This is a genomic window from Curtobacterium sp. ABR8, assembly GCF_057812125.1.
This window is the reverse complement of the sequence record NZ_CM173818.1, coordinates 3,635,470-3,659,170: the sequence shown is the minus strand read 5'-3', so window position 1 is coordinate 3,659,170 and position 23,701 is coordinate 3,635,470. Positions and strand designations below refer to the sequence as shown.

Sequence of the window (23,701 nt, the reverse complement as noted above, 5' to 3'; positions counted from 1 at the left end):
ATTGCCTGGCTGTGTAACGAATGTATTTCAGAACATCACCGGTCAGTAGATGATCCTCTACTGTCGTGCGAACAGGCCGCCGACGGTGGCGGCCCACGAACCGGTAGGGGACGCAATGTCGAAACTGCGGAACACGTTCACTGGTGCAGCGCTCGCTGGCACGCTCGTCGCGGGAGGACTCGTTGCTGCGCCCGCGGCATCGGCAGCTGAGGTGCCAAAGCCCGCCGTCAATGTCGGAGCAGACCACCTGGAGGTCACGCCAGCGTTGGTGAACGAGGCCATCTCGGAAGCGCGACGGGCGGGGGCAGTCAAGCGCGAGGACGTGCAACGGGACGGAACTCGATCGGTCACCATCGACGGAGGCGACGGGTTCGAGTTCACGCTCAACGAGACAGACCCGCGGCAGCGCCTGGGCTTCGGGTCGGACAATCGCGGCGTCTACATCGCCTTCAACACGTTCGACCAGAACGTGATCATCGGCGGGACGGGCGCGGCACTGCTCGTCGGCATCTGCGCGCTCGGGCCGGCTGCTTGTGTGGTCGGCAACGCCGCGGTCATCCTCGGCGCCTCCTACCTCGCCACGCACAGCAAGTGCCCGAGCCCGAAGTCGGTTCGCGTGTACCCCGTCACCAAGAAGTCGTCCCGTTGCGTCTAGGCGGAAGTCGGCACGCCATGGCGAAGATCCTGCGCAGCGTTCCGTTCGCTGTCGCGTTCGGTATTGCACTCGTGATCGTCGGAGCAGCGGTCGCAAGCGCCACGGCGGACACGCCGGGCCGTGCTCTCGGAGGTGTCGCCCTCGGGCTCGCAGCCGGTGGAGCCGGATGCTACGTCGGCTTGACGATCCGGTACCGTCGCCGACGCTGATCATCGACGGGAGCGCTCTGTGCTCCTCGGCGCAGAGCGCTCTCGTCCGCGGACATGGCTGTGGTACGCGTCGATGGCCCGCAGCTGGGAAGCTGGTGCGGTGCACACGAGTGGGGACGAGGTCACGGTCGACCTCGGGGACGTCATCGACGCGGATCAGACCTGGCGCGGTGCATGCCGGCCAATCAAGCGGATCCGAGGCGCCGGACTGTTGCTCGGCGGCGCGGTCCTTGTCGGGGGAGTCGTCGTCGCGGAGCAGTCGAGTGACCGCGGTGCCGCAGCGGCCCTGGTCAGCACGGTGCTGGTTGCCGCGGGGCTCATCGCCCTCGGGTACCTGGTCACGCGACGCCGGCTTCGGCTGGCCCGAGCCGCGCGGACGACGGCCGTCGATGCCGGTGTCGCTCTTGTCCTCACGCAGGCGCGGGCTGCTGGCGTCCCCGAACTCGACCCTGCCAGCGTTCGACGTGTGCTGGTCGAGACCGACAACGGACCGGGGCCCTGGTACGACCCGAAGCTCGGCCCGTACACGTGGCCGGTGTGGCGCATGCTGACCGCGGACCCCACGCCGACGGTGTTCGTGGTGGGCAGGAAGTCCGTCAACGCCCGGTCGCTGACGATCACCGTCGAGTCCGCGAAGCCGTCGTGGTGGCAGCGGGACTGACCGGGAGCGGACTCGACTACGGCTGCAGGCGGGTGGCCGACCAGACGCCGTCGGCGAGCACGTACTGCAGGCGGCGGTGCATCCGGTCGCGGCTGCCGTACCAGAACTCCACCACGTCGGGCTCGAGCCGCCACGCCACCCACCCAGCCGGCCGTGGAACGGCGTCGTCGGACTCGTCGAGCAGCACGTTGGCGTCGTCGATCAGGTCCTGCAGCGTCCGGGGTTCGAGCACGGCGGACTGGTCGGCGATGGCAGTGGCGGCGCGGGACTTCGGTGAGCGGTCGGCGAACAGCGCATCTGATTCGTCGTCGGACAGCTGCACCGCCCGGCCCTCGAAGCGGAGCTGCTGCATCGTCTCGCGCCAGTAGACCTGGAGCGCCGCGTGCGGGTTCTCGGCGAGCTGGCGACCCTTCGGGCTGAGCGTCGACGTGCCGAACACGAGCCCCCGGCCGTCGAGCCGCTTCACGTCGACGGTGCGGGCGCTGACCCGGCCGTCTGGCCCGGCCGTGGCGAGGGTCATCGACTTCGGCTCGGAGACGTGGCGCTCGTCCGCAGCGTCGAGCCATTGCTGCGCGAGGTCGAGCGGTGACGCCGGAGGTGCGTCGAACTCGGGCAGGTGCAGGGAGTCGTCACCAGACAGGGAGGAGGACATGCGTCCACCCAACCGTGCTCAGTCCTGCCACGTCCAGGCTGCCGGGGGACGCCCACCCCGCGGCCCCGCGCTCGCCGTGGCGACGACCCGCGCAAGCGCGGTGTTCGTGCGGAGCGTCCGGTTGAGGTTGCCCGGGTCCGGTGTCGTCCCCGTCAGCGCGATCCGCAGCCGAGCGGCATCGGCCGTGGTGAAGGGGTCGCCGAGCAGTGCTCGTGTGAACGGCAGGTCGGACCAGAGGAGTACCCGGGCGCGCTCGAGGGCTGCGTCGACGATCCGGTCGTGGTCGAACGGCAGGCCGAGCGGCAGCGAGCCGACGTCGTGCCACGTCGCGTCGGAGTCCGCTGCCGGGTCGATGACCGCGAGGAACGCGATGCTGATCGCGGCGCTCCGCGGATCGCGGTCGGGTCCGTCGAACGCGCCGACCTGTGCGAGGTGGTGCACCGCCGTCGGGCCGACCCCGGTCTTGGCCCGCAGGGCGCGCCGTGCACCGTCGGCGAGGATCTCGGTGCCGTCGAGGAGCACGCCGGGGAGGGCCTGCTCTCCGGCGTACGGGGCGTACGCCCGCCGCGCCGTGGCGACCCGGAGACCGCCCGCCGTCGTGAACGACATCGGGACGACGTCGATCGCGATGAGCGGTTGGTCGCGGATCGCCGCTGCGGCGTCGTTCACGCGGTGGCCGCCCGGCGGGTGGCTCGGGCCGCGCGCTCGTGGCGGAGCGTCTGGCGGACGTCGGCGAAGGACTGGAGGCGCGTGAAGCGTCCGTCGACCCACACCGGCTGGAGCAGGCTGGTCGCCTCGTCGTCGGCTGTGGCCTGGTCCGTCTGACGGATCTCACCGGTCTCGTCGCGGTGCAGGGCGATGCGGCCCTTCGCGCTCTTCTTGCCGCTGCCGGTCTTCGGGTCCTTCTGGATGTCGACGGGCTCGCCGTCGACGAGGGCCCACGTGGCCTTGACCGCGCTGCCGAGGTTGTCGCGGGTCATGTACTGGTACGTGTACGAACCGATGCCGAGCACGATGTTGTCGCTCGAGTACCCCTTGGCGGCCAAGCGCTCGTAGATGCGACGGGCACGGTCGAGCGTGATGCTGTCGCCGTAGATGACGCCGATGTGCTGGTCGAGGACCTTGAAGCCCTGCTCGTTCACGGTGTGCCCGAAGATCTCGTCGAGCAGTTCGACGACGCCCTTCTGCTCGTGGCTGCGGTCGGCCGCGAACAGTTCAGCGTCGTCGACGCCGTGCACGGTTCCGGTGACGATGTCGACCGGGTCGCCCGAGTCGGGGCGGATGACGAGCTTGCCGTCACGACCGGTGATGCGGTCCTTGAGCTGCGGGAGGGTCTCGGTGATGACCTTGAACAGGTCGAAGCCGTCGCTGACCGCCGAGACGATGCCGGTCGGGTACACGTCGAGGATCTGCTCGAACGTCGCCAGCTCGCCGTCGGCGCCGCGGACGCACATCACGCTGTGCTCGGTGGCGGGCACGCTCGCGGCCACCCAACCGTTGTCGCCCGGGTAGTAGCGGTCGATGAAGTCGAGCGACGGCATCGAGTCGGTGCCGAGGAACGACAGGAGGTGGCCGGCGCCACCCGCTGCGGCCGATTCGATGCTCGACTGCCCACGGAACGAGAAGTCGTGCGCGGCGAAGTCGATGCCGGCCGGGACCGCGCCGGTGCGGGCGGCCCAGTCCTCCATCAGGTCGCGGTACTCGAGTGCCTTCGTGGCGACCGTCGACGGGTGCCAGATCGAGGCGGACAGCGCGGTCTCGATGTAGTTGGGCAGCCAGTAGAACTCGTCGATCGTGTTCTCGACCGTCAGGGTCGCGACGCCGATCGGTGCGAGGGTGCCCTCGGGCAGCGCACGGATCTCGAGGGGCAGGTAGCCGAGGCGGTGCAGGGCCCGGACGTGGTCGGTGCCGATGTGGTTCGGGCCGAAGTAGCTCTGCAGCGCTTCGTCGAACAGCCGGACGACCTCGTCTTCGTCGGCGGCGAAGAACGGCGCCCAGGCTTCGACGAGCGAGCGCTGGATGAACGCCTGCAGCCCGAAGACCACGGCGTGCGTCGACTCGGGCATGTGCGCGTTCGATCGGTTCGTCCAGTTGATCAGGATGCGGGTGGTGCCTGCCGGGTAGACCTGCCGGTGCGAGTGCTTGTAGCCGTCGACGGCCAGCAGCGGCGCGATCGGGCTCGCCGTGGTGATGCGCGGCTCGATCCCGGTGCTCGTGCTGGTCGTGGTGCTCGTGGTCTGCGTCATCGGATCTGCTCCGTCAGGTAGGGGGTGAGTGCGATCGTGCGCAGGCCGTCGATGGCGTTCTGCGCGGGGTACGAGTCGGTGGTGACGATCTCGCCGAAGTGGTCGGCGAGCTGTGCTGCCCGGCCGGAGAAGACGCCGTGCGAGACCCAGAGGCCGAGGCGTTCCTTGGGCAGGCCGGTCGAGCCCGCGAGGCCCATGAACGTGCCGCCGCCGTCGCAGATGTCGTCGACCACCAGGAACCGGCCGGTGTCGGGCAGGGGTTCGCAGGTGAAGCCGTCGAGCTTGCCGGTGTCGGGGTTGCGGTGCTTCTCGGCCCGGTAGAGCGGCAGTCCGCACGCCTCGGCGACCGCGGTTGCCCGGGGGACCGCGCCCTTGTCCGGAGCGATGATGCCGGTGTACGGGTCGCCGCCGTCGTGCTCGGGCGCGTCGACCACGGCGTCACGGACGACCTGCTCGCTCGTGACGACGGTCAGGTTGTCGACCAGGCCGACGATGACCGGCGAGTGCGGGTCGAACGCGATGACCTGGTCGAGGTGGAAGCCGTTGAGGACGTCCGCGTAGACCTTCGCGCCGAACGGCAGGGCGCGGTCCTGCCGGGCTCCGGGCAGGTAGGGGACGAGCGCGACGGACCTCGATCCGCGCTGCCGCACGGCGTCCGCCCACATGCCGAGCATGATCAGGTCGTCGCCGCTCGTGCCGCGCAGGGTCGCGATCTCGGTGAGTCCCCCCGGCTCGGCGGTGTCGTTCGCGACCTTGACGTGGGCTTCACCGGCGGGGAACCGCATGGTGGAGAACGTCGGTGTCGTCTGGTTGCCCTGGGCGTCCCAGGTGCTGAGTTCGACTGCCATGGCTCGACCGTACCACGGTACTTGTCAGAGTGACAAGAACGCGGCTTCGACGGCTGCGTGCGCTCCGGTCCGCCACGGACGCGGCAGCCCTCGGGCGCCTTCGACCACGAAGATCGCCGGGTGCGGGCGGTTGCCGAGGGCGTGCACGATCGCCTCAGCCGACCCGCTGGACCACGGCAGCCGAGCGTCCACGGCCCATCGATCTCAGCGCCGTTCGACGTGCGCGAGCGGCTGCTGCTGCCGGACCCACGTGGCGTGCTCGACGGGGAGCTCGTCGATCCAGGCGGTGAGGACCGGCACCGGGACGTCGTGCGCGCGTGCGACCTCGAACACGATCTCGGAGAAGGCGAACGCGGCGTTGCGATCCGTCGTCGCCAGCACGACCATCAGGTCCTCGGGCACGATGTCGACACCGTGGCGGAACAGCCACACCCGGACCACGCCCGGCGTGCGTGGCGCCCGTTCGGCGAGTGCGTCGGAGAACCCCTGGGACGCGGACGGTGCCGGGCGGAGCGTGACCTCGGCGCCGTCGGGGAACGGGCCGCCCGCGGCGATGACCGCCTGCTTCTCGTCGGGCTGCACGACCTGCGGGTAGGGCTGGTCGATGTCGAGCACGAGACCCCAGTCAGTCGGCAAGCCGGCGACCAGGCGCGACATCGGCAGCGACAGCGGCGTGGCGGCGACACCTGCCGGGATGCGGGCGGCGGCCGCTGCAGGATCGGTGAACGCCAGCGCGAGCGGGGTGCCTTCAGGACTGACGACGCCGAGCGGGATTCCCTGCTCGTCGTGTCGGAGTGCGACGACCTCGGCTGCCGCGAACGCGAAGCGCGAGCGAACCATCAAGGCTCGTCGCTGTGCGGAGGTGATGTTCGTGGTGGTGCTCATCAGGAGAAGATCCTCGCGAACAGGCTCGGTCGTGCCGTCGACGGTGGTGTGAACACGAGCGCGAACGTCGGGTGCAGCGGGTCGCCGGGGTGGGGGATGTCGCGGATGATCGCGTACCCATCGGAGAGTACCTCCGAGTGGATGCCCGGCGGGAACACGAACCGGGCGAGCAGCTCGGTCCAGTCGTCGGCTCCGCGGATCTCGGTGCCCCACGTCGGGCGGACGACACCGGACAGCGTCGTGTACGCACCGAGGTCAGGACGGACGTCGAGCCCCAGTTCCGCGATCGTGCGGACGACCGGCGCGAGCCTGCCCCATCCCTGTTCGTACGGGCCGGTGGACGGCACGGTGTAGGTGCCGCGCTCGTCGACCGGCAGGGGTTCCACGGTCTTCTCGATGCGGGAGACCGTGGTCGGCACCACACCGGGTTCGTGGCGGTCGATCGCTGCTCGGTCCGGGCTCAACGTCGTGCGGAAGCGGCGCACTTCGTACTCGTTCTTCCAGCCGTCCTCGATGTTGACGTCGGTTCGACCGTCGACCGCGAACGATGCAACGTGGAACGAGTCCGCCAGGGCCACCGACTCGAGGACCGCGGGCGCGGACGTCGTGTGGACGAGTGCCGAGCGCGGGACGACGACCTGGCGCCCACGCTCGAACAGCGTGCCGTCGAGGTCCTCGACCTCGTACCCGTCGGACGACAGGGCGTTGAGCAGTCGCAGGCTCGCGCCGTACTCCGGCCACAGCGGATCGACGGTGTCGGTGATGGTCCACCGGCCGTCCGTGGCGCGCTCGGGCAGGGCGTTCCAGGACGGTGACCGGTCCAGGAGCTCGTGACCCGCCCGGGTGACGCCGCTCCGGGTCACCGCAGTCGGTCCTGGACGGACTGCGTCGCCTCGCTGATGTCCCACGGTGCCGTCACGATGCCTGCCGCGACCGCCGGTCCGCGGGCGCCGAGGTCCTGCAGCGCGTTCGCGTACTGGTGCGTCGTGAGGACCCCCGGCTGCGGACTCCGCGTGGCCGGGTCCATCAGCACCTGGTTCATCCCGTCGGGGACGACGTTCCCCGCCTGGTCGACCGGGCTGAGCACGCCGGTGTTCACGAGGTCGTTCGTCGACTTGTCCGTGAACAGCTGGTGCTGCCCGCCACCGCCGAACTGGGTGTTCGCCTGCGCGGTGCCCTCGGCGTGCGGCAGCGGCTGGTTCACCAGGTAGCTGTCGCCCGTGTTGCGGTAGTCGGAGTGCGTCTGTGCCCCTGCAGGTACACCGTCGTGTCCGGCTGGCGACTGCACGCCCACCTGCACGGACTCGCTGTAGTTCGAGGCACTGCCACCGGCGTGCATGGTGCCGTCAGGGACGTAGAAGTTGCCGTGGCCAGGACCGCTGATCTGGAGCGTCTGCCCGACGAGCGAGTCGGCGTCGCCGTTCGCCCAGCGGTCGACACCCAGGTAGCCACTCTGGAAGCCGCCCTTGCCGCCCTGCCAGTGCCGTGCGAGTTCTGCGAGCGACGAGCCGCCGTTGTCCCAGTACGCCTGCGTCGCTTTGTTCGCGATCTCCGGCATCGATCGGATCGAGGCGATGAAGCCGTCCCCAGGGCGCCGGAGGGAACCGACCGCCGCCGACCCACCGTGGACGGCGAGGGCGCGGAGCGACTCGACCGAGCGCAGTGCTGCACCGTGGCGCAGGTTGTTGACCAGGTGCAGACCCGGTGCGAACAGCTGTCGGCTCTCCGATGCGACGTGCCGACCGGCTGAGCTGAACTTGGCGGCGAGCGAGGCGCCCTTCGCGAACTCTTCACCGATCTTCGCCGCGGTGGTGATGCCCTTCATCCCGGGGATGCAGTCGAGCAACGCGAAGGCGAGGTCCCACCCGTCGGCGGTGCCCTTCGACATCTTGTACAGGGTGTCGGCGAGCACGAGCAGGGCGGCGCCGAGCACGATCCAGGCGAGTGGCCCGCCGATGATCATGACGATGATGCCGCCCACGGCGACGACGACCTTCGCGATGGAGACGATGGTCTCCCACGCCTCGGAGCCGAAGATCTTGTCCCAGGTGGACTGCTTCCCGAGCCCCGCATCGGCTGCTTCGCCGATCTTGGTCGCGGTCCGCTGCTCGGCGTCCTGCCAGTCGCCCTTCGCATCGGCGACGAGTCGCTTCGCCGCGTCGATCCGGGACTGCGCGGCCGCGATGTCGCCCTGCGCCGACGACACGGACCCCTGCGCGACGGAGGCGTTGTCGGACGCTGCCCGCAACTGCGCCGGCGAGGGAACGTCCACCCCGTCCGGCACCTCGGACCCGGCCGGGTACTTCTCCGCGACCTTCGACAGGTCGGACGACGCCGACTGGTAGTGCGACAGGGTCGACTGTGCGTCGGCGAGCCGGTCCTGCGCTGCGGCGAGGTCCCCGGTGGCGTCCTTCGCGTCCGCGAGCGCTCCGTCGGCGCGGTACTGGGTGTCGTCGACGGTGTCCGCCCACCCCGACAGGGCCGTTGCGGCAGCCTCGTACGAGGCCACGAGCTTGGTCAGGTCCGACGGGGTGTCCTCGATCGCGTCGACGAACACGTCGGCCGCTTCACCCTCCCAGTCGGTCAGCCACCCGGACCCCTTCACCGACTGCAGCCGGGTCGAGGCGTCTTCGGCGGCGTCGGAGATGCGCTGGTACTCCCGCGACATCATCCGCAACGTCGACGGATCACCCTTGACCGGGTCGTCACCCTGATCGACGACGTCCCACCCCGATGGTCGCCCCACGACTACACCGCCCCCGAGGCGGCGGGTCCGCCGCCGCCGTTCTCGTCGTTGACCTGCAGCGCCTGTGCGAGCTGCGCGTCGGTCTCGGTGTAGGTCTCGACGGATGCGCCGAGCATGTCCGCCAGCGCCTTCGTCGAGTCGCTGATCTTGTCGCGCTTGTCGCCCCAGCGGTGGTCGAAGTCGTGCAGGGCGTCCTGGACCGTCCCCGATCCGATCTCGTCGTCGGACGCGTCGACGCGCTTGTGCGCCTGTTCGAGCGTGCTGTGCACGGTCGTCAGGTCGGTCTGGAGCTCCCCGAGCCCCATCAGGTCAACCAGCAGTCTGCCTGCCACGGAACAATCCCTCCCCGATCACGAACCGGCGCCACCACGACGGCGCCACAGGAACCGCGTCGACCCCGTGCCCCACGCGATCGCGGGGCACGGGGTCGACGACGGTCTCAGCCCTTGAGGCCGGAAGCGAGCGACTCGTCCGTCTCGGACAGGGTCTGCGACGCCTTCGACAGGAACGTCGACAGGCCCTCGAGGCCCTGGACGGTCTGGGTCACGCCACGGTTGAACTCGTCGTAGGACTCACCGAACGCGACGGACGACTTGTCGGTGACGTAGCCGTCGGAGATGAGCTGCTGGATCTTGCGCTGCAGTGCGGAGAGGCGGTCTTCGATGTCCGCCTGGCCCGCCTTGAGGTCGGAGGCTGCTGCCTCGAGGTCTGCGTACGAGACGTTGATGTTCGCCACGGTGTGACTCCCTTTCCCCGGAGTTTCGTCATGTCCCCCCAACGGGGCGTGTTGCAGGGGACACTACCATCGTCCTGCGACATGTAGTCAACGCTACGGGGGATGCCATGACCTTCACGTTCACGATGGTCGACCGCGAGAACGGCCAGACCGCCAACGTCTACGTCGACGGGGACGACACCCGTGCGGTCGGCGAGCTCGTCGCCGAGGCCGAACGCCTCATCGCGACGGACGTGGTGGCATCCGGTCGGACCCCGGCGTACTTCGTCGGCGAGCAGCCGCTCGACCTGGCCGCGACGGTCGCCGAGTCCGGTGTGCGCGAGGGCGTGGTGGTGGCGCGCAGCCTCGAGCAGGTGCCGCCGCAGCCGCTCCGTCCACTGACCGATGCCGAGATCCGGATCGTGTCCGGGCTGCACGCCGGGACCATCGTGCGGGTGGGCACCGGCACGGTGACGATCGGCACGGCGACGAACGCCACGGTCCGTGTGCCGGTGAGCACCACCGACGAGGTCGAGGCCGAGGCGTCCGGAGCCGAGACCGTTCCGGAGGTCGCCCTGCTCGTCTCGGTCACGGCCGACGGCGCCAAGGTCCGTCCGACGAACGGCTTCGCCGGGGCGGTGCTCGACGGAGCTGCCGTCACCGAGGAGACCGACTGGCCGGAGACCGCGCAGCTCGCGATCGGCGGGGTCCTGCTCGGGTTCGGTCGCGCGCCGGACCGCGGGGCGCACCTGTCCCTGGCCGACGACGGCATGTCGCTCGAGTACAACCGGCCGCCGCGCATCCTGCCGCCCGACGAGCACACCCGCTACCAGCTCCCGGCCCCGCCGACCGAGCCCCCGGCGCGGGCGCTGCCCATCCTGATGGCGCTGGCGCCGATGGGCATGGCCGTGATGTTCGTCTCGACCACCGGTCGCTGGATCTACCTGCTCATCGCCCTGCTGTCACCGATCCTGATGATCATCACGGGCCTCCAGGGCCGCCGGCAGGGCAAGAAGACGTACCGCCAGCGGATCGTGGAGTACGAGGACACCAAGGCGCGCATCGAGGCGGACGCGACCGAGAGCCTCCAGTCCGAACGGGCGCGCTGGATCGCGAGCGCCCCCGACCCGGCTGCCGTCTACGAGACCGCGGTGACACCGCTGCCGCGCCTGTGGGAGCGACGCCGGACGGACCCCGACCACCTGCTCGTCCGTGTCGGCACGGCGACGCAGCGGTCCGAGGTGACCATCGAGGACCCGGAACAGCTGTCGCACAAGCGGACCGTCGCGTGGGACGCGACCGACGTGCCGGTCCGCATCCGCCTGGCGGAGCGTGGCGTGATCGGCATCGCCGGTCCGGACGACGACGCCCGCAGGCTGGCGAACTGGGTGGTCGCGCAGCTCGCGACGCTGCAGAGCCCGAAGGACGTCACCTTCACGCTGCTCACCGACACCACCCGCACCGCGCTGTGGGAGTGGATGTCCTGGTTGCCGCACGTGCGCCGCGACGGCGCCGACCAGCCGATGACGAGCATCGCGTCGAACGCCGCGACGACCGCGCGCGCCATCGCCGAGCTCGCCGCGATCATCGACGCCCGCAAGGAGGCGGGGATCGGCAAGAAGACCCCGCCGGCCGACGAGATCGTCGTCGTGATGGACGGCGCCAGGCGCCTGCGTGCGATGCCGTCACTCGTGCAGGTGCTCAAGGAGGGCCCGGCGGTCGGGGTCTTCAGCATCTGCCTCGACCTGGACGAGCGGCTCCTGCCCGAGGAGTGCGACGCCGTGGTCGTCGTCCGCGACGACCGGATCCGGGTCACCCAGCAGCGCAGCGAGCGCATCGACGACGCCCGACCCGACCTGGTCGACCAGGACTGGCTCGAGTGGGTCGCCCGCTCGCTGTCGCCGATCGTCGACGCCAGCCCGGACGTGCAGGACGGCGCCATCCCGTCGTCCGCGCGGCTGCTCGACGTCCTCCAGCTCGAACCGCCGACGTCCGAGGCCGTGCAGGCCCGGTGGCTGCTCGGCGGCCGCAGCACGACCGCCGTCATCGGCGCGTCGATCGACGGGCCGTTCGCCATCGACCTGCGGAACGACGGCCCGCACGGACTCGTCGCGGGCACCACCGGCTCCGGCAAGTCGGAGCTGCTGCAGACGATCGTCGCGTCGCTCGCCGTCGCGAACCGGCCGGACGAGATGAACTTCGTGCTCGTCGACTACAAGGGCGGTGCGGCGTTCAAGGACTGCGTCGACCTGCCGCACACCGTCGGCATGGTCACCGACCTCGACACCCACCAGGTGGAGCGTGCGCTCGAGTCGCTCGGCGCCGAGCTCCGTACCCGCGAGCACGCCCTGGCCGAGGTCGGTGCGAAGGACCTGGAGGACTACCAGGACCTGCAGGCGAAGCGCGCCGCGTCGGGCGACGCGATCCCGAGCCTGCCGCGGCTGCTCATCGTCATCGACGAGTTCGCCTCGCTCGCCCGCGAGCTGCCCGACTTCGTCAAGGGCCTGGTCAACATCGCCCAGCGCGGACGGTCGCTCGGCATCCACCTCGTGCTCGCCACGCAGCGCCCCGGCGGTGTCGTGTCGCCCGAGATCCGCGCCAACACGAACCTGCGGATCGCGTTGCGCGTCACCGACCAGTCCGAGAGCCAGGACGTCATCGGCGCGAACGACGCCGCGCGGATCGCGAAGACCACGCCGGGGCGTGCGTACGTGCGGCTCGGTGCCGCCTCGTTGCTGCCCTTCCAGTCCGGTCGGGTGGGCGGCCGCCGGCCCGGCACGGACGACCAGGAGGCCCGGCCCGCCCTGGTCCGCGAGCTCACCTTCGCCTCGTACAGCGAGCCAGCCCCCCGCCCGGCAGCCGTCGAGGCCGCCGCCAGCGACGTGGAGGTCACCGACCTGAGCGTCCTCGTCGCGTCGATCGGCGACGCCACCCGTGCCCTCGGCACCCCCGAGCAGCGGAAGCCCTGGCTGCCCCCGCTCGGCGCGGTCGTCGGGCTCGACGACGTCGAGGCCGCCGGTGCTGCCGACACCGCGGACCTGCCGCCGCTCGCCGTGGCCTGGGGCATCGAGGACCACCCCGGCGACCAGCAGCAGCGCCCCGCGGTGTTCGACCTCGACGCCGACGGGCACCTGTTCGTCATCGGGTCGCCGCGCTCCGGCCGCAGCCAGACGCTCCGCACCCTGGCCGGTGCGATGGCCCTGCGCCTCGGCGTCGGCGACGTGCACCTGTACGGGATCGACTGCGGCAACGGTGCCCTGCTCGCGCTCGGTGCCCTGCCGCACTGCGGTGCCGTGGTGCAGCGGCACGAGCCCGACCGGGTCTCACGGCTGCTCGGCATCCTGCTCCGCACCGTCCAGGAGCGCCAGGCGGCGTTCGCGAGCGGCGGCTACTCGTCCATCGCCGAGCAGCGGTCCGACGAGCACACCACCCCGCTGCCGCACGTCGTCGTGTTCCTGGACCAGTGGGAGAGCTTCATGGCGACCCTGGCCGACGCCGAGAACGGTGCGCTGCACGACGCCGTCCAGACGCTGCTGCGCGAGGGCGTCGGCGTCGGCGTGCACCTGATCGTCTCCGGCGACCGCACCCTGACCTCCGGCCGGATGTCGAGCCAGGTGGAGCGGAAGCTGCTGCTCGCCCTGGCCGATCGCGGCGACTACAACTACGAGGGCATCAACGGCAAGAAGCTGCCGGAGTCGATCCCGCCCGGCCGCGGCTTCCGGAACGCCACCGCGACGGAGACCCAGGTCGCCGTGCTGCCCGGCGGCCTCGGTGGACGCGACCAGGCGGCGGCGCTCCGCGGCATCGGCGACGAGGTCCGCGCCCACGTCCCCGCGACCGTGCCGAAGCCGTTCCGGATCGACGTGCTGCCCAGGTCCATCACCTTCGAGGAGGCCGTGCGGTACCTGCCCTCGGCGGAGGCCTCGGTCGGCCGGGTCGCCCTCGGCGTCGGCGGCGACGAGCTCCGGCTGTTCACGCACGACTTCGTGCAGGACACCCCCGTGTTCATCGTCGCCGGCAGTCCGCGGTCCGGCAAGAGCACGGCGCTCGTCGCGATGGCCCGGCACGTGCTGTCGGCCGGTGGGTCGGTCGTCGCGGTCACGCCGCGCGACTCTCCGCTCCGCGCGCTCGAGGGCGCACCGCGCGCGACCGTCGTCACCGACGCCGGGATCGGTGCCGAGGGGCTCTCGGCCGCGGTCGACACCGGCTCGGACGGCTTCACGCTCGTGCTCGTCGACGACGCCGAGGCGCTCAAGGAGACCCCGGCCGAACCGGTGTTCCGGGCGATCATGGACTCCGACCGGGGCCGTTCGGTCGGACTCGTCATCGCCGGCGACGTCGAGGGCGTCGCGAGCGGGTTCCGCGGCTGGCAGGTCGACGCGAAGAAGGCCCGTCGCGGCGTGCTGCTCGCGCCGCTCAGCACCGTCGACGGCGACCTGATCGGCACGAAGCTGTCGAAGAGCCTGGTGACGCAGGACCGGGTGCCGGGACGAGCACTGCTCAACGACGCCGACCAGGCACTGCGACTCGTGCAGGTGCCCGCCGACTGACGAGGACGGCGCGGGGCCGTGGCGTCGCGTCGCGGCGCCGCGCGGCGTCAGCCGAGTGGGGCGTCGCCGACCAGCGCGGTCCGCGGTTCGGCGCGCAGGGTGTGTCCGCCGAACACCACGACGTCGCCCGGCTGCACCACCGTGCGCTGCGCCGGTGGCACCATCGTCGCCGGGAACCCCGGCCGCCGCAGCTCGACCCCGTTCGCCGACGCCGTGTCGAGCACCCAGAGCGAGCCCTCGGCGCCGAACCCGAACTCCAGGTGCGTGCGGCTGAGCAGCTTGTCGGGGTCCTCGAGCGCGATCATGTGCGCGTAGCCGCCGTCCGGGTGGGCGCTCGCCGGGTCGCGGCCGATCAGCCCACCGCCGGACACGGTCACCCGCTGGTGGTCGTCGAGGACCAGGACCGCAGCAGCGGTCTGGCGCGCCGGAGCCGCGTCGCGTCGAGCCGTCCCACCGGCCGAGCCGAGCGGACGCCCGGGCAGCTGCGCGACGGTCGCCCGCACCCGGTCGGCACTGGCGCGGGGAGCCGGCGGCGGCGTGACGACCGCACGCGCGAGTTCGCCGCGCTGCGCCATCCGCGCGAGGTCGTCGACGGTGACCCGCTCGACGACGGGTTCGACGGGCTTCAGGCGCTTCCGGAACGGCCAGATCCGCATCAGCCGACCCCGCCGCCGACGGTGGCCGAGTCGATGAGCTCGAAGGTGTCCGTCACGGTCTCGAACAGTTCGTACAGGGGCTCGGCCAGGTCGGTCGCGGGCGAGGACACGCTCACCAGCGCGACCTGGTCACCGGCCGGCACGAACGTCTGCATGAGCACGACGTCGAACGAGCCGCGGCCGTCCGGTGCCTGCACGGTCGAGACACCCCAGACACGCGGCACACGGCCGACCCGGGGGACCTCGTGCACGTCGACGTGCATGCCGTCGTCGTCACCACCGAGCGCGGCGACGTGGTCGGTCAGGGCGGCGAGCGGGTCGCCGCCGGCCTCGGGCGCGGGCAGGACCGTGACGGTCAGGGCGCCGGAGACGATGCCGTCCTCGCTCGGTTCGGCGAAGGCCGCGCAGTACCGGGCACCGCTGTCCCACGCCGACCGCGCGAACCGGCGGAGCGCCCGGACGATCTCGGTGCGGTGGTCCCAGAGCTCGCGTTGGTCCTCGATGCGCTCCTGCACGAGGGCGCTGATCCGGTCGTCGCGGCGTTCCGGCTCGACGGGCAGCTCGAACCAGGAGCGGGGGACCGTGATGGCGAAGTGGTCGACCGACATGCCCGCTACCGTACCGTGGCGTGTCGCCCGGCCGTCCGGCGCATCGCCCGGAGCAGCAGCGGGCCCGGCAGCCGCAGCAGTGCGCCGGGCAGGACCGATCGCACACCGCCGACCAGCGCGACCGTCCGACCGAACCGCCGTTGCTCGCGCGGCCCCCACGCGAACCCGTACGCGGCGCGCAGCTGCTCCGGCAGCATCCCCGCCGTGACGATCCGCACCAGCGGCATCGCAGCGCGCACCCAGAGCGGCGCGAACCGCGGGTGCAGCAGGTCCCGCACCACCCCGCGGGCGTCGTCCGTGACCTCGAGCCGGTCGAGGGTGTCCGCCCAGTACCGGTCGAAGGCGGCGACCGACGTCGGCCAGCGATCGGCGGGCACCCGCAGCGTCGTCGCGATCGGGGCGTAGGCGGCGAGGACGTCCTCCGCCCGCTCCGCCGTGACGGGCGCACCGAACAGGTCGTGCGCCCGACGTGCCGAGTCGAACAGGGTCGCGGCCACCCACAGCTGCCGGTCGACGTCGTCCGCGCCGGTCACGGGGACGTGGGCCCGGTTCACGAAGCCGGCGGCGATCGCGGCGTCCTGCTCCGTGCCGGAGACGACGGCGTACACGAACATCAGGGTGTGGGCCAGCCGCTGCTGCGGTCGTCGTGCGAAGTCCGAGTGCCGGCGGACCCCTGCCGCGACGACCGGGTCGGCGATCTGCAGCAGGATGGCGCGGCCGCCCGCGGCCACGGGTGTGCTGTCGGCGAGGAACCGACGCAGGTCGCGTTCTGCAACGCGACCGGACGACGGACGGGAGGTGGGCCCCACCAGCCGGTTCCGGCGCACCGCGCCAGCGGGGTGACGGCCGTGACTGGAGGGACGTGGCGGGCCCGGCACCGGGCCTCCAGACCGTGGGGTGGTCACGGCGCACCCCGTCGGCGTCGCGCCCGCAGGACGGGGACGAGATCAGCGGCGATCGCCGCGAGGAGCGCGACCGCACCGGTCGCGAGGGCGATCACCAGGTACGTGCCGTCGACCCGGACGTCGCCCGTCAGGGCGAGCAGGGTGGCGACGAGCCAGATCGCGGGGAGCGGCCAGCGGCGGCTCGGTGCTCCGGTGACGACGGCACCGACCACCGCGACGGCCAGGAGCGGGACCCATCGTCCCGCGGGCTCCGAACGCGCCGCGAGGTGCGCCGAGGCCGCGACGAGCAGCATCGCCGCGATCGCCACCAGACGGGCGGCCGACGGCGTGCTGCGGACGCTGGCACGGACACGACGGAACACGGCCCGATGCTACGGGCCGTGTTCCGCGGGTCCCTGGGGACCGCTGGTCAGAGCGGCTTGGTGCCGAGGTCGTTGCCCAGGTCCGGGCGGTCCTCGTCGGCGTCGTGCTCCCACAGGTCGGGCGACCCCTCGCGCGGGGAGCCGCCGGTCGGGCCGTCGTCGGTGCCGTCACCGGGCTGCGGCTCGACGGTCTCGCCGGCGACCGCGTCGTTCGTCACGGTCTCGAGGGACTCCTCGGACTCGTCCACCTCGTACGGGCCGACGTGCTCGCGGTCGATGTCGTCGTCGCGGCGCTGCTGGGCTTCGAAGTCGTCGACGGGGCTGATGCCGGGATCGCTCATGGTGTCCTCCTGGGTGTGGGTGGTGCCGGGTGTCGGATGGTGGTCAGGCGCTGACGAAGTGGACGTCGCCGGAGCCGAGCGCGAGCTGTTCCGCCAGACCCTTCTCGTCGGTCGCGCCCCAGCGCTCGGCGATCTTGCCGTCACGGAACTTCGAGACCTGGATGCCGCGGACCTCGAAGGTGCGACCCGTCGGCGCGTGGCCCTGGAACGGACCGGTGTGGGTGCCGCGGATCGTGAACACCGCGGTGATGTAGTCGTCCGTGACGACGAGCGGGTCGGGCTCGAGCGTGAGGTCCGGGAACGCGGTGGTGAACTCGGTCCAGAAGTCGACGATCCCCGCGAGGCCGGGCTGCTGGGCGGGGGCGGGGTCGTGGTCCACGACGTCGTCGGCCCAGACCTCGGGGAAGCGGTCGAAGGCGCGCGCCTCCAGGATCTCGCCGAGTCGCTCCTGCGCCTGCTGGTTCTGTTCCGCGGTCATGCGGGGTCCTTCCGTCGGGGTCTTCCGGTGTACGCCGGTCCCCCTGGGACGACCCGGGACGCCGGGGGAGTTCACCTCGACGTCACCTGCTCGTCACGAGGGACGTGCACACTGCCGGTGCTCGGGGGAGTGGAGCGCGGTCGCCGACGGGTGGTCGAGCGACCGCGCCTTCCCCCGCCGGTCAGCGCAGGGGCGTCAGACGCGCCGGAGCAGGTCGCGCTCCGCGACGTCGGCGAGTCCGAGCGTGCGGTACCCGGCGGACTCGAAGAAGACGGTGACGCGGTCCTCCTCCGTGCTCATCACCACGCCGGTGCCCCACTCGGCGTGCTCGACGCGGGCATCCGGCGGCCAGACGTCGTCGTTCGCGCCGTCGGCCACGTGGGCTCCGCCGTCGAAGGCCGTCCCCGACGAACAGGTGTCGCAGTTGCCACACGGCTCCGGGAGCTCATCGCCGAAGTAGCCGAGCAGGAACTGCCGTCGGCACCCGGTCGTCTCGGCGAGTTGGCGCATCATCGCGATGCGGGACTCCTCGACCCGTTCGCGCTCCGCCGCGCGGTCCGCCGTTGCGCGGGCCGCGTGTGCCGCGGTCGCCGGGCCGTCCGGCACCCGCGTGACCCCGTCGACGTCGTCGCGCAGGACGCCGGCGTCGAGGAGGGCGTTGAGGGCACGGCCGGCGGTGCGGGACGACAGACCGGAGGCCTCCGCGAGCGCCGACCGGGCGATCGGGCCGGTGGCCGGGACCGCGTCGAACACGGCGCGGACCGACGCGGGTCGGGGCGAACCGGACGCGAAGAACGTGCGCAGGCCGAAGTCCTCGGCCCGGTAGTGCAGGGTCGCGCCGGCCGGCTCGGCATCCCGGCCGGCCCGCCCGATCTCCTGGTAGTAGGCGTCGACCGACTCGGGCACGTCGGCGTGCACGACGAAGCGGACGTCGGGTTTGTCGATGCCCATGCCGAACGCGCTCGTCGCGACCACCACGTCGACGTCGCCGTCGAGGAACCCCGTGTGGACCGCCTCGCGCTCCGTCACCCGCATGCCGGCGTGGTACGGCCGCGCGCGACGGCCGCGGGCGGCCATCGCGTCGGCGTACTCCGTCGTCGCGGCGCGGGTGGCGACGTAGACGACGGTGGCCCCGTCGAGTCCGACGACCTGGTCGACCACGGCCGCTCGCTTCTCGGCGTCCTCGGCGTGCCGGACCACCTCGAGCCGGATGCCGGGGCGGTCGAACCCCGAGGCGAGCACGAACGGGTCACGCATGCCGAGCCGTTCGACGATGTCGTCCCGCACGGGAGCGGAGCCCGTCGCGGTCAGTGCGAGCACCGGCGGCCGACCGAGGCGTTCCACGACCTCGCCGAGCGCCAGGTAGTCCGGGCGGAAGTCGTGCCCCCAGGACGAGATGCAGTGCGCCTCGTCGACGGCGACGAGCGCGACACCGGCGTCGCGGAGTCGTTCGAGCACGTCGTCCTTCACGAGCTGTTCGGGTGCCAGGAACACGTAGCCGACCTCGCCCGCGGCGACCGCCTCCCAGGCCTCGGCGACGTCCCGGGCCTTCCTCGTGGCGTTCATCGCGACCGCGCGGGGAGCGTCCACGTGGTGCTCGAGTCCGACCACCTGGTCCTCCTGCAGCGCCACGAGGGGCGAGACGACGATCACGACGCCCTCCAGCTCGAGGCCGGCGACCTGGTAGATCGCCGACTTCCCCGATCCGGTCGGCATCACGGCGAGGGCGTCGCGCCCGTCGAGCACGGCGTCGATGGCGGACTCCTGGTCGGGGCGGAGGTGCCAGCCGAACACGTCGGCGGTGCGGGTACGGAGTGCAGCGTTCACCGATCCACCGTGCCGGGAGCTCGCTGGGGAACGGGCCGGGATCGCGCGCACCGGACGTTCACGGTCCGGCGCTAGGCTGGCTCCCGGCCGTTGTCTCGACATCGAGCGACCCTCGATGTGGAGTGCGCGACCGGGAAACCGATGCCGATCGCACGAACCGTGCGGGAAGAAGAACAGCGTGGATCTTTTCGAGTATCAGGCCAGGGACCTCTTCGAGTCCTACGGCGTCCCCGTACTGCAGGGGATCATCGCCGACACCCCGGAAGAGGCGAGAGCGGCGGCCGAGGAGATCGGTGGTGTCGTCGTCGTCAAGGCCCAGGTGAAGGTCGGTGGGCGCGGCAAGGCCGGCGGCGTGAAGGTGGCGAAGACCCCTGACGAGGCGTTCGAGCACGCGCAGGCCATCCTCGGCCTCGACATCAAGGGCCACACCGTCGAGCGCGTCATGATCGCGCAGGGGGCGGACATCGCCGAGGAGTTCTACTTCTCCGTGCTGCTCGACCGGGCCAACCGTTCCTACCTCTCGCTCACCAGCGTCGAGGGCGGCATGGAGATCGAGCAGCTCGCGGTCGAGAAGCCCGAGGCGCTCGCCCGCATCGAGGTCGACCCGCTCACCGGGATCGACGCGGCCGCCGGTCGCGCGATCGCCGAGCAGGCCGGGTTCCCGGCGGAGCTCGTCGACCAGGTGGCCGACGTCTTCTCGAAGCTCTACGACGTCTACAAGGGCGAGGACGCCACGCTCGTCGAGGTGAACCCCCTCGTCCGTACGGGCGACGGCCAGATCCTGGCGCTCGACGGCAAGGTCTCGCTCGACGAGAACGCCGACTTCCGCCACCCCGCGCACAAGGACCTCGAGGACTCCGCCAGCGAGGACCCGCTCGAGGCCAAGGCGAAGGCCCACGGCCTGAACTACGTCAAGCTCGACGGCCAGGTCGGTGTCATCGGCAACGGTGCGGGCCTCGTCATGTCGACGCTCGACGTCGTCGCCTACGCCGGTGAGCGCCACGGCGGCGTGAAGCCCGCGAACTTCCTCGACATCGGCGGCGGCGCCTCGGCCGAGGTCATGGCCAACGGCCTCGACGTCATCCTCGGCGACCCGCAGGTGAAGAGCGTCTTCGTGAACGTCTTCGGCGGCATCACCGCCTGCGACGCCGTCGCGAACGGCATCGTCGCCGCACTCGGCATCCTCGGTGACGCGGCCACCAAGCCGCTCGTCGTGCGTCTGGACGGCAACAACGTGGAAGAGGGTCGTCGGATCCTGGCGGAGGCAGCGCACCCGCTCGTCACCGTCGCCGCGACCATGGACGACGCGGCCGAGCAGGCCGCCGAACTCGCCGCCGCAGCGGCCTGAAGGGACTGACCATGTCGATCTTCCTCAACAAGGACTCCAAGGTCATCGTCCAGGGCATCACCGGCGGCGAGGGCACCAAGCACACCGCACTGATGCTCAAGGCCGGCACCCAGGTCGTCGGCGGCGTCAACGCACGCAAGGCCGGCACCACCGTCACCCACGGCGACGTGTCACTGCCCGTCTTCGGCACCGTGCGCGAGGCCATCGACACCACCGGTGCGGACGTCTCCATCGTCTTCGTGCCGCCGGCCTTCGCCAAGGACGCCGTGCTCGAGGCCATCGACGCCGAGATCCCGCTCGTCGTCGTCATCACCGAGGGCATCCCCGTGCAGGACGCCGCCGAGTTCTGGGCGCACGCCAAGGCGAAGGGCGGCACGACCCGCATCATCGGGCCGAACTGCCCCGGCATCATCACGCCCGGTGAGTCGCTCGTCGGCATCACCCCGGCGACGATCACCGGCAAGGGCCCGATCGGCCTCGTCTCGAAGTCGGGCACCCTGACCTACCAGATGATGTACGAGCTGCGCGACCTGGGCTTCTCGACCGCCATCGGCATCGGCGGCGACCCGGTCATCGGCACGACGCACATCGACGCGCTCGCCGCGTTCGAGGCCGACCCCGAGACCGAGGCCATCGTGATGATCGGTGAGATCGGTGGCGACGCCGAGGAGCGTGCAGCCGAGTTCATCAAGGCGCACGTCACCAAGCCGGTCGTCGGCTACGTCGCGGGCTTCACCGCCCCCGAGGGCAAGACGATGGGCCACGCCGGAGCGATCGTGTCCGGTTCCGCCGGCACCGCCGAGGCGAAGAAGCAGGCGCTCGAGGCCGCCGGTGTGAAGGTCGGCAAGACGCCGTCCGAGACCGCTGCGCTGCTGCGCGAGGTCGTCGCGGCCCGCTAGCGACCACTGCCCGGCAGACGGCCGGGCCGAAGCCGGGAGGCTCGGTGCGGGTTCCGCGCCGAGCCTCCCGTCGTTCCGGGGCCGGCTCACGTATCCTCGCTGCGATGAACCGCCTGGGAACCGCTCTGCTCGCCGCGATCGAGGCGGTCGTGACGGTCGGCGTCGGCATCGGGATCGCCCTGGTCCCGCTCACGCTGCTCTGGGGGTTCGAGTACGGGCTGCAGGTCGACTGGGACGTGTTCTGGAAGGCGACCGGCAGCGTCTGGCTCGTCGGCCACGGCGTCGACGTCTCGTTCCTGCTCGGGTCGGCGGTGGCGAAGAGCTCCGGGGTCAGCGGTGCCGCCGACCCCATCAGCGTGACGCTCGCGGCGCTCGGCTTCGCGGTCGTGACCGCCTGGCTCGGTGCCCGTGCCGGCCGTCGGTTCGCCGAGACGGAGCACCGCACCACCGGCCTGCTGGTCGGGACGGCGGTCGTCGCGGTGCTCGGCCTCGGCGTCGCACTGTCGTCGACCTCCGCCGCCACGCAGCCGACGATCTGGCAGTCCGTGGTCCTGCCCGCCCTGTGGTTCGGGATCCCGGCGCTCATCAGCTCGGAGGTGTGCCGACGACGGCGCGACCTGCCGGCGGACCCCGCCACACAACGCGTCATCGACCTGCTCGACCGGGTGCCCGTGCTCTGGCGGACCGTCGCCGGGTTCGGGCTCCGCGCCGGGACCGCCGCCACCGCCGTCGTCGTCGCGTTCGCCGGAGTCGTCGTCGGGCTCCTGCTCTTCACCTCGTTCGCCGAGGTCATCACGCTGTACGAGCAGTCCCACGCCGGTGTGATCGGCGGGATCGCCCTCACCGTCGGGCAGCTCGCGTTCCTGCCGGACTTCGTCGGGTGGGCGACCTCGTGGCTGATCGGCCCGGGGTTCGCCATCGGCACCGGGTCGAGCGTGTCCCCGATCGCCACGACCCTCGGCCCGATCCCCGGCCTGCCGGTGTTCGGCGCACTGCCGACCTCGGGCCACACGTTCGGGCTCGTCTGGATCCTGGTGCCGGTGATCGCCGGCTTCGCGATCGGCGGCTCGATGCGCCCGCGACTCGTCCGTGCGCTGGCGAACGCCGACTCCGCACTCCACCGAGCGCTCGCCGGTGTCGCGACGGGCATCGTCGCCGGGGTCTTGACCGGGCTGATCGCCTGGGTGTCGTCCGGATCGTTCGGCCCCGGACGACTGGCCGACGTCGGACCCCACGCCCTGGTGGTCGGTGGCTTCGCCGCGCTCGAGATCGGCCTGCCGGCGGTCATCGCCCTCGCCGCGGGCAGCGACCTCGTCCGCCTGCCCGACCGCGGCTGGACACGGGAGCGCTGGACCGAGGCGGACGACGACGCGGACCGCAGCGGAGCCGAGGCCGGGACGGGATCGCTGCTCGCCGCGCTCGACCAGGCCGGCGCGGGACGGACCACCGACGTGCACCGGTTCGTGGTCGAGGAATCCCACGACGGCTCGACCGCTGCCCGCCCGCGCACCACGGTCGACAGCCCGACGGAACCGATCGCCGACGAAACGGTCGTGCCGGCGCCCAGCGAATCGCCTCGGACACCCCCGCGCGATCCCGACCACGACGTGGAACTGCCGGCGTGGGCGAAGACCGACGCCGTCGCCTCGGAGCGCCTGGCCGACGAGGGCCCGACCGAGCCCCGCTCGTCGGGACGTGCCGCGATGGGTGCCCTTCGTGATCGACTGCACGGTGCCGCCGACGGTGTGCGCGAGCGAGCTGGCAGACTCCGTGAGCGAGCTGGCGGACTCCGTGAGCGAGCAGGTGGACTCCGCGACCGCGTGACCGGTGCCGACGCCGAGCAGCAGCGCCCCGCACCCGCTCTGGAACGGCCTGCCACCCCGACGTCCACGGCCGACCACACCGACGCGCAGCCGGCGTTCCCGTGGAGCACCGAGGAGTTCGTCGCCGGACGGGACGACGTGGACGACGAACCGGCCGCACCCGAGGCTCCCGCCGCCGCTCCCGCCCGGTCGTCCCGTCCGACGAACTGGGACGTCACCGACCAGATCCCCGACGAGGAGCTGCCCTGGTGGCGCCGTCCGAAGGACGACCACTAGCGCCGACGTCA

At 71.7% G+C, this 23,701-nt stretch carries 23 protein-coding genes; 6 read left to right on the top strand and 17 right to left on the bottom strand.

Annotated elements, in window-relative coordinates; all coding sequences use genetic code 11:
- The first annotated feature begins 49 nt into the window (after nucleotides 1–49).
- Nucleotides 50–655 carry a hypothetical protein gene (locus ACXKZB_RS17445; protein ID WP_488824000.1) on the top strand — a complete coding sequence of 202 codons (606 nt, stop codon included), beginning with the start codon at nucleotides 50–52 and terminating at the stop codon, nucleotides 653–655.
- A gap of 309 nt (nucleotides 656–964) precedes the next feature.
- On the top strand, nucleotides 965–1,525 hold the full coding sequence (locus ACXKZB_RS17440) for a hypothetical protein (protein WP_488823999.1): 561 nt from the start codon (nucleotides 965–967) through the stop codon (nucleotides 1,523–1,525).
- Nucleotides 1,526–1,541: 16 nt separating this feature from the next.
- Here ACXKZB_RS17440 and ACXKZB_RS17435 read toward each other — a convergent pair whose 3' ends face one another.
- The 10 genes from ACXKZB_RS17435 to ACXKZB_RS17390 all read right to left on the bottom strand — a co-directional run bounded on the left by ACXKZB_RS17435 (nucleotide 1,542) and on the right by ACXKZB_RS17390 (nucleotide 9,638).
- Nucleotides 1,542–2,177 (bottom strand): pyridoxine/pyridoxamine 5'-phosphate oxidase, encoded by a 636-nt coding sequence (locus ACXKZB_RS17435; protein WP_488823998.1) that lies wholly within the window; start codon nucleotides 2,175–2,177, stop codon nucleotides 1,542–1,544.
- 18 nt (nucleotides 2,178–2,195) lie between these two features.
- On the bottom strand, nucleotides 2,196–2,846 hold the full coding sequence (locus tag ACXKZB_RS17430) for a hypothetical protein (RefSeq protein WP_488823997.1): 651 nt from the start codon (nucleotides 2,844–2,846) through the stop codon (nucleotides 2,196–2,198).
- A complete protein-coding gene (locus ACXKZB_RS17425; RefSeq protein WP_123311829.1) occupies nucleotides 2,843–4,423 on the bottom strand; it encodes a nicotinate phosphoribosyltransferase in 1,581 nt (526 codons plus the stop codon). Before ACXKZB_RS17425 ends, ACXKZB_RS17430 begins: the two co-directional genes overlap by 4 nt.
- Nucleotides 4,420–5,271, bottom strand: a complete 852-nt coding sequence (locus tag ACXKZB_RS17420) for a phosphoribosyltransferase family protein (RefSeq protein WP_488823996.1) — start codon at nucleotides 5,269–5,271, stop codon at nucleotides 4,420–4,422. Before ACXKZB_RS17420 ends, ACXKZB_RS17425 begins: the two co-directional genes overlap by 4 nt.
- A gap of 24 nt (nucleotides 5,272–5,295) precedes the next feature.
- A complete protein-coding gene (locus ACXKZB_RS17415) occupies nucleotides 5,296–5,463 on the bottom strand; it encodes a hypothetical protein (protein WP_488823995.1) in 168 nt (55 codons plus the stop codon).
- A 12-nt stretch (nucleotides 5,464–5,475) separates the two neighbouring features.
- Nucleotides 5,476–6,156, bottom strand: a complete 681-nt coding sequence (locus tag ACXKZB_RS17410) for an SseB family protein (protein WP_488823994.1) — start codon at nucleotides 6,154–6,156, stop codon at nucleotides 5,476–5,478.
- Nucleotides 6,156–7,019, bottom strand: a complete 864-nt coding sequence (locus ACXKZB_RS17405; protein WP_488823993.1) for a hypothetical protein — start codon at nucleotides 7,017–7,019, stop codon at nucleotides 6,156–6,158. The genes ACXKZB_RS17410 and ACXKZB_RS17405 overlap by 1 nt, the downstream gene beginning before the upstream one ends.
- Nucleotides 7,016–8,902, bottom strand: a complete 1,887-nt coding sequence (locus ACXKZB_RS17400; protein ID WP_488823992.1) for a WXG100 family type VII secretion target — start codon at nucleotides 8,900–8,902, stop codon at nucleotides 7,016–7,018. Before ACXKZB_RS17400 ends, ACXKZB_RS17405 begins: the two co-directional genes overlap by 4 nt.
- A 2-nt stretch (nucleotides 8,903–8,904) precedes the next feature.
- Nucleotides 8,905–9,234, bottom strand: a complete 330-nt coding sequence (locus ACXKZB_RS17395) for a hypothetical protein (RefSeq protein ID WP_488823991.1) — start codon at nucleotides 9,232–9,234, stop codon at nucleotides 8,905–8,907.
- 107 nt (nucleotides 9,235–9,341) lie between these two features.
- Nucleotides 9,342–9,638, bottom strand: coding sequence for a WXG100 family type VII secretion target (locus ACXKZB_RS17390; protein ID WP_071404660.1), 297 nt, complete (start codon nucleotides 9,636–9,638; stop codon nucleotides 9,342–9,344).
- Nucleotides 9,639–9,745: 107 nt separating this feature from the next.
- Between ACXKZB_RS17390 and ACXKZB_RS17385 the strand changes: the two genes are divergently transcribed.
- Nucleotides 9,746–14,167 carry an FtsK/SpoIIIE domain-containing protein gene (locus ACXKZB_RS17385; RefSeq protein WP_488823990.1) on the top strand — a complete coding sequence of 1,474 codons (4,422 nt, stop codon included), beginning with the start codon at nucleotides 9,746–9,748 and terminating at the stop codon, nucleotides 14,165–14,167.
- Nucleotides 14,168–14,214: 47 nt separating this feature from the next.
- Here the strand turns inward: ACXKZB_RS17385 and ACXKZB_RS17380 are convergent, their stop codons facing one another.
- The 7 genes from ACXKZB_RS17380 to ACXKZB_RS17350 form a co-directional block, all read right to left on the bottom strand.
- Nucleotides 14,215–14,823 (bottom strand): FHA domain-containing protein, encoded by a 609-nt coding sequence (locus tag ACXKZB_RS17380; RefSeq protein WP_488823989.1) that lies wholly within the window; start codon nucleotides 14,821–14,823, stop codon nucleotides 14,215–14,217.
- Nucleotides 14,823–15,431 (bottom strand): hypothetical protein, encoded by a 609-nt coding sequence (locus ACXKZB_RS17375; protein ID WP_488823988.1) that lies wholly within the window; start codon nucleotides 15,429–15,431, stop codon nucleotides 14,823–14,825. The genes ACXKZB_RS17380 and ACXKZB_RS17375 overlap by 1 nt, the downstream gene beginning before the upstream one ends.
- Nucleotides 15,432–15,436: 5 nt before the next feature.
- Nucleotides 15,437–16,240: an oxygenase MpaB family protein gene (locus ACXKZB_RS17370; protein WP_488823987.1), complete on the bottom strand. Its 804-nt coding sequence runs from the start codon at nucleotides 16,238–16,240 to the stop codon at nucleotides 15,437–15,439.
- A gap of 92 nt (nucleotides 16,241–16,332) precedes the next feature.
- Nucleotides 16,333–16,698: a hypothetical protein gene (locus ACXKZB_RS17365; RefSeq protein ID WP_488823986.1), complete on the bottom strand. Its 366-nt coding sequence runs from the start codon at nucleotides 16,696–16,698 to the stop codon at nucleotides 16,333–16,335.
- 47 nt (nucleotides 16,699–16,745) lie between these two features.
- Entirely contained in the window at nucleotides 16,746–17,039 is a 294-nt protein-coding gene (locus ACXKZB_RS17360) for a hypothetical protein (protein WP_123311852.1), read from the bottom strand.
- A 43-nt stretch (nucleotides 17,040–17,082) separates the two neighbouring features.
- The gene (locus tag ACXKZB_RS17355; protein ID WP_488823985.1) at nucleotides 17,083–17,517 is read right to left on the bottom strand and encodes an ester cyclase; all 435 of its coding nucleotides are present in this window, start codon (nucleotides 17,515–17,517) and stop codon (nucleotides 17,083–17,085) included.
- 195 nt (nucleotides 17,518–17,712) lie between these two features.
- The gene (locus ACXKZB_RS17350; RefSeq protein ID WP_488823984.1) at nucleotides 17,713–19,344 is read right to left on the bottom strand and encodes a RecQ family ATP-dependent DNA helicase; all 1,632 of its coding nucleotides are present in this window, start codon (nucleotides 19,342–19,344) and stop codon (nucleotides 17,713–17,715) included.
- Between the two features lie 178 nt (nucleotides 19,345–19,522).
- On the opposite strand from ACXKZB_RS17350, the gene sucC reads away from it, so the two are divergent.
- The 3 genes from sucC to ACXKZB_RS17335 all read left to right on the top strand — a co-directional run bounded on the left by sucC (nucleotide 19,523) and on the right by ACXKZB_RS17335 (nucleotide 23,690).
- Nucleotides 19,523–20,692, top strand: coding sequence for an ADP-forming succinate--CoA ligase subunit beta (gene sucC / locus ACXKZB_RS17345; RefSeq protein ID WP_488823983.1), 1,170 nt, complete (start codon nucleotides 19,523–19,525; stop codon nucleotides 20,690–20,692).
- A gap of 11 nt (nucleotides 20,693–20,703) precedes the next feature.
- Nucleotides 20,704–21,591, top strand: coding sequence for a succinate--CoA ligase subunit alpha (sucD, locus tag ACXKZB_RS17340; protein ID WP_123311858.1), 888 nt, complete (start codon nucleotides 20,704–20,706; stop codon nucleotides 21,589–21,591).
- 104 nt (nucleotides 21,592–21,695) lie between these two features.
- Nucleotides 21,696–23,690, top strand: a complete 1,995-nt coding sequence (locus tag ACXKZB_RS17335; protein ID WP_488823982.1) for a cell division protein PerM — start codon at nucleotides 21,696–21,698, stop codon at nucleotides 23,688–23,690.
- Nucleotides 23,691–23,701 lie beyond the last annotated feature (11 nt).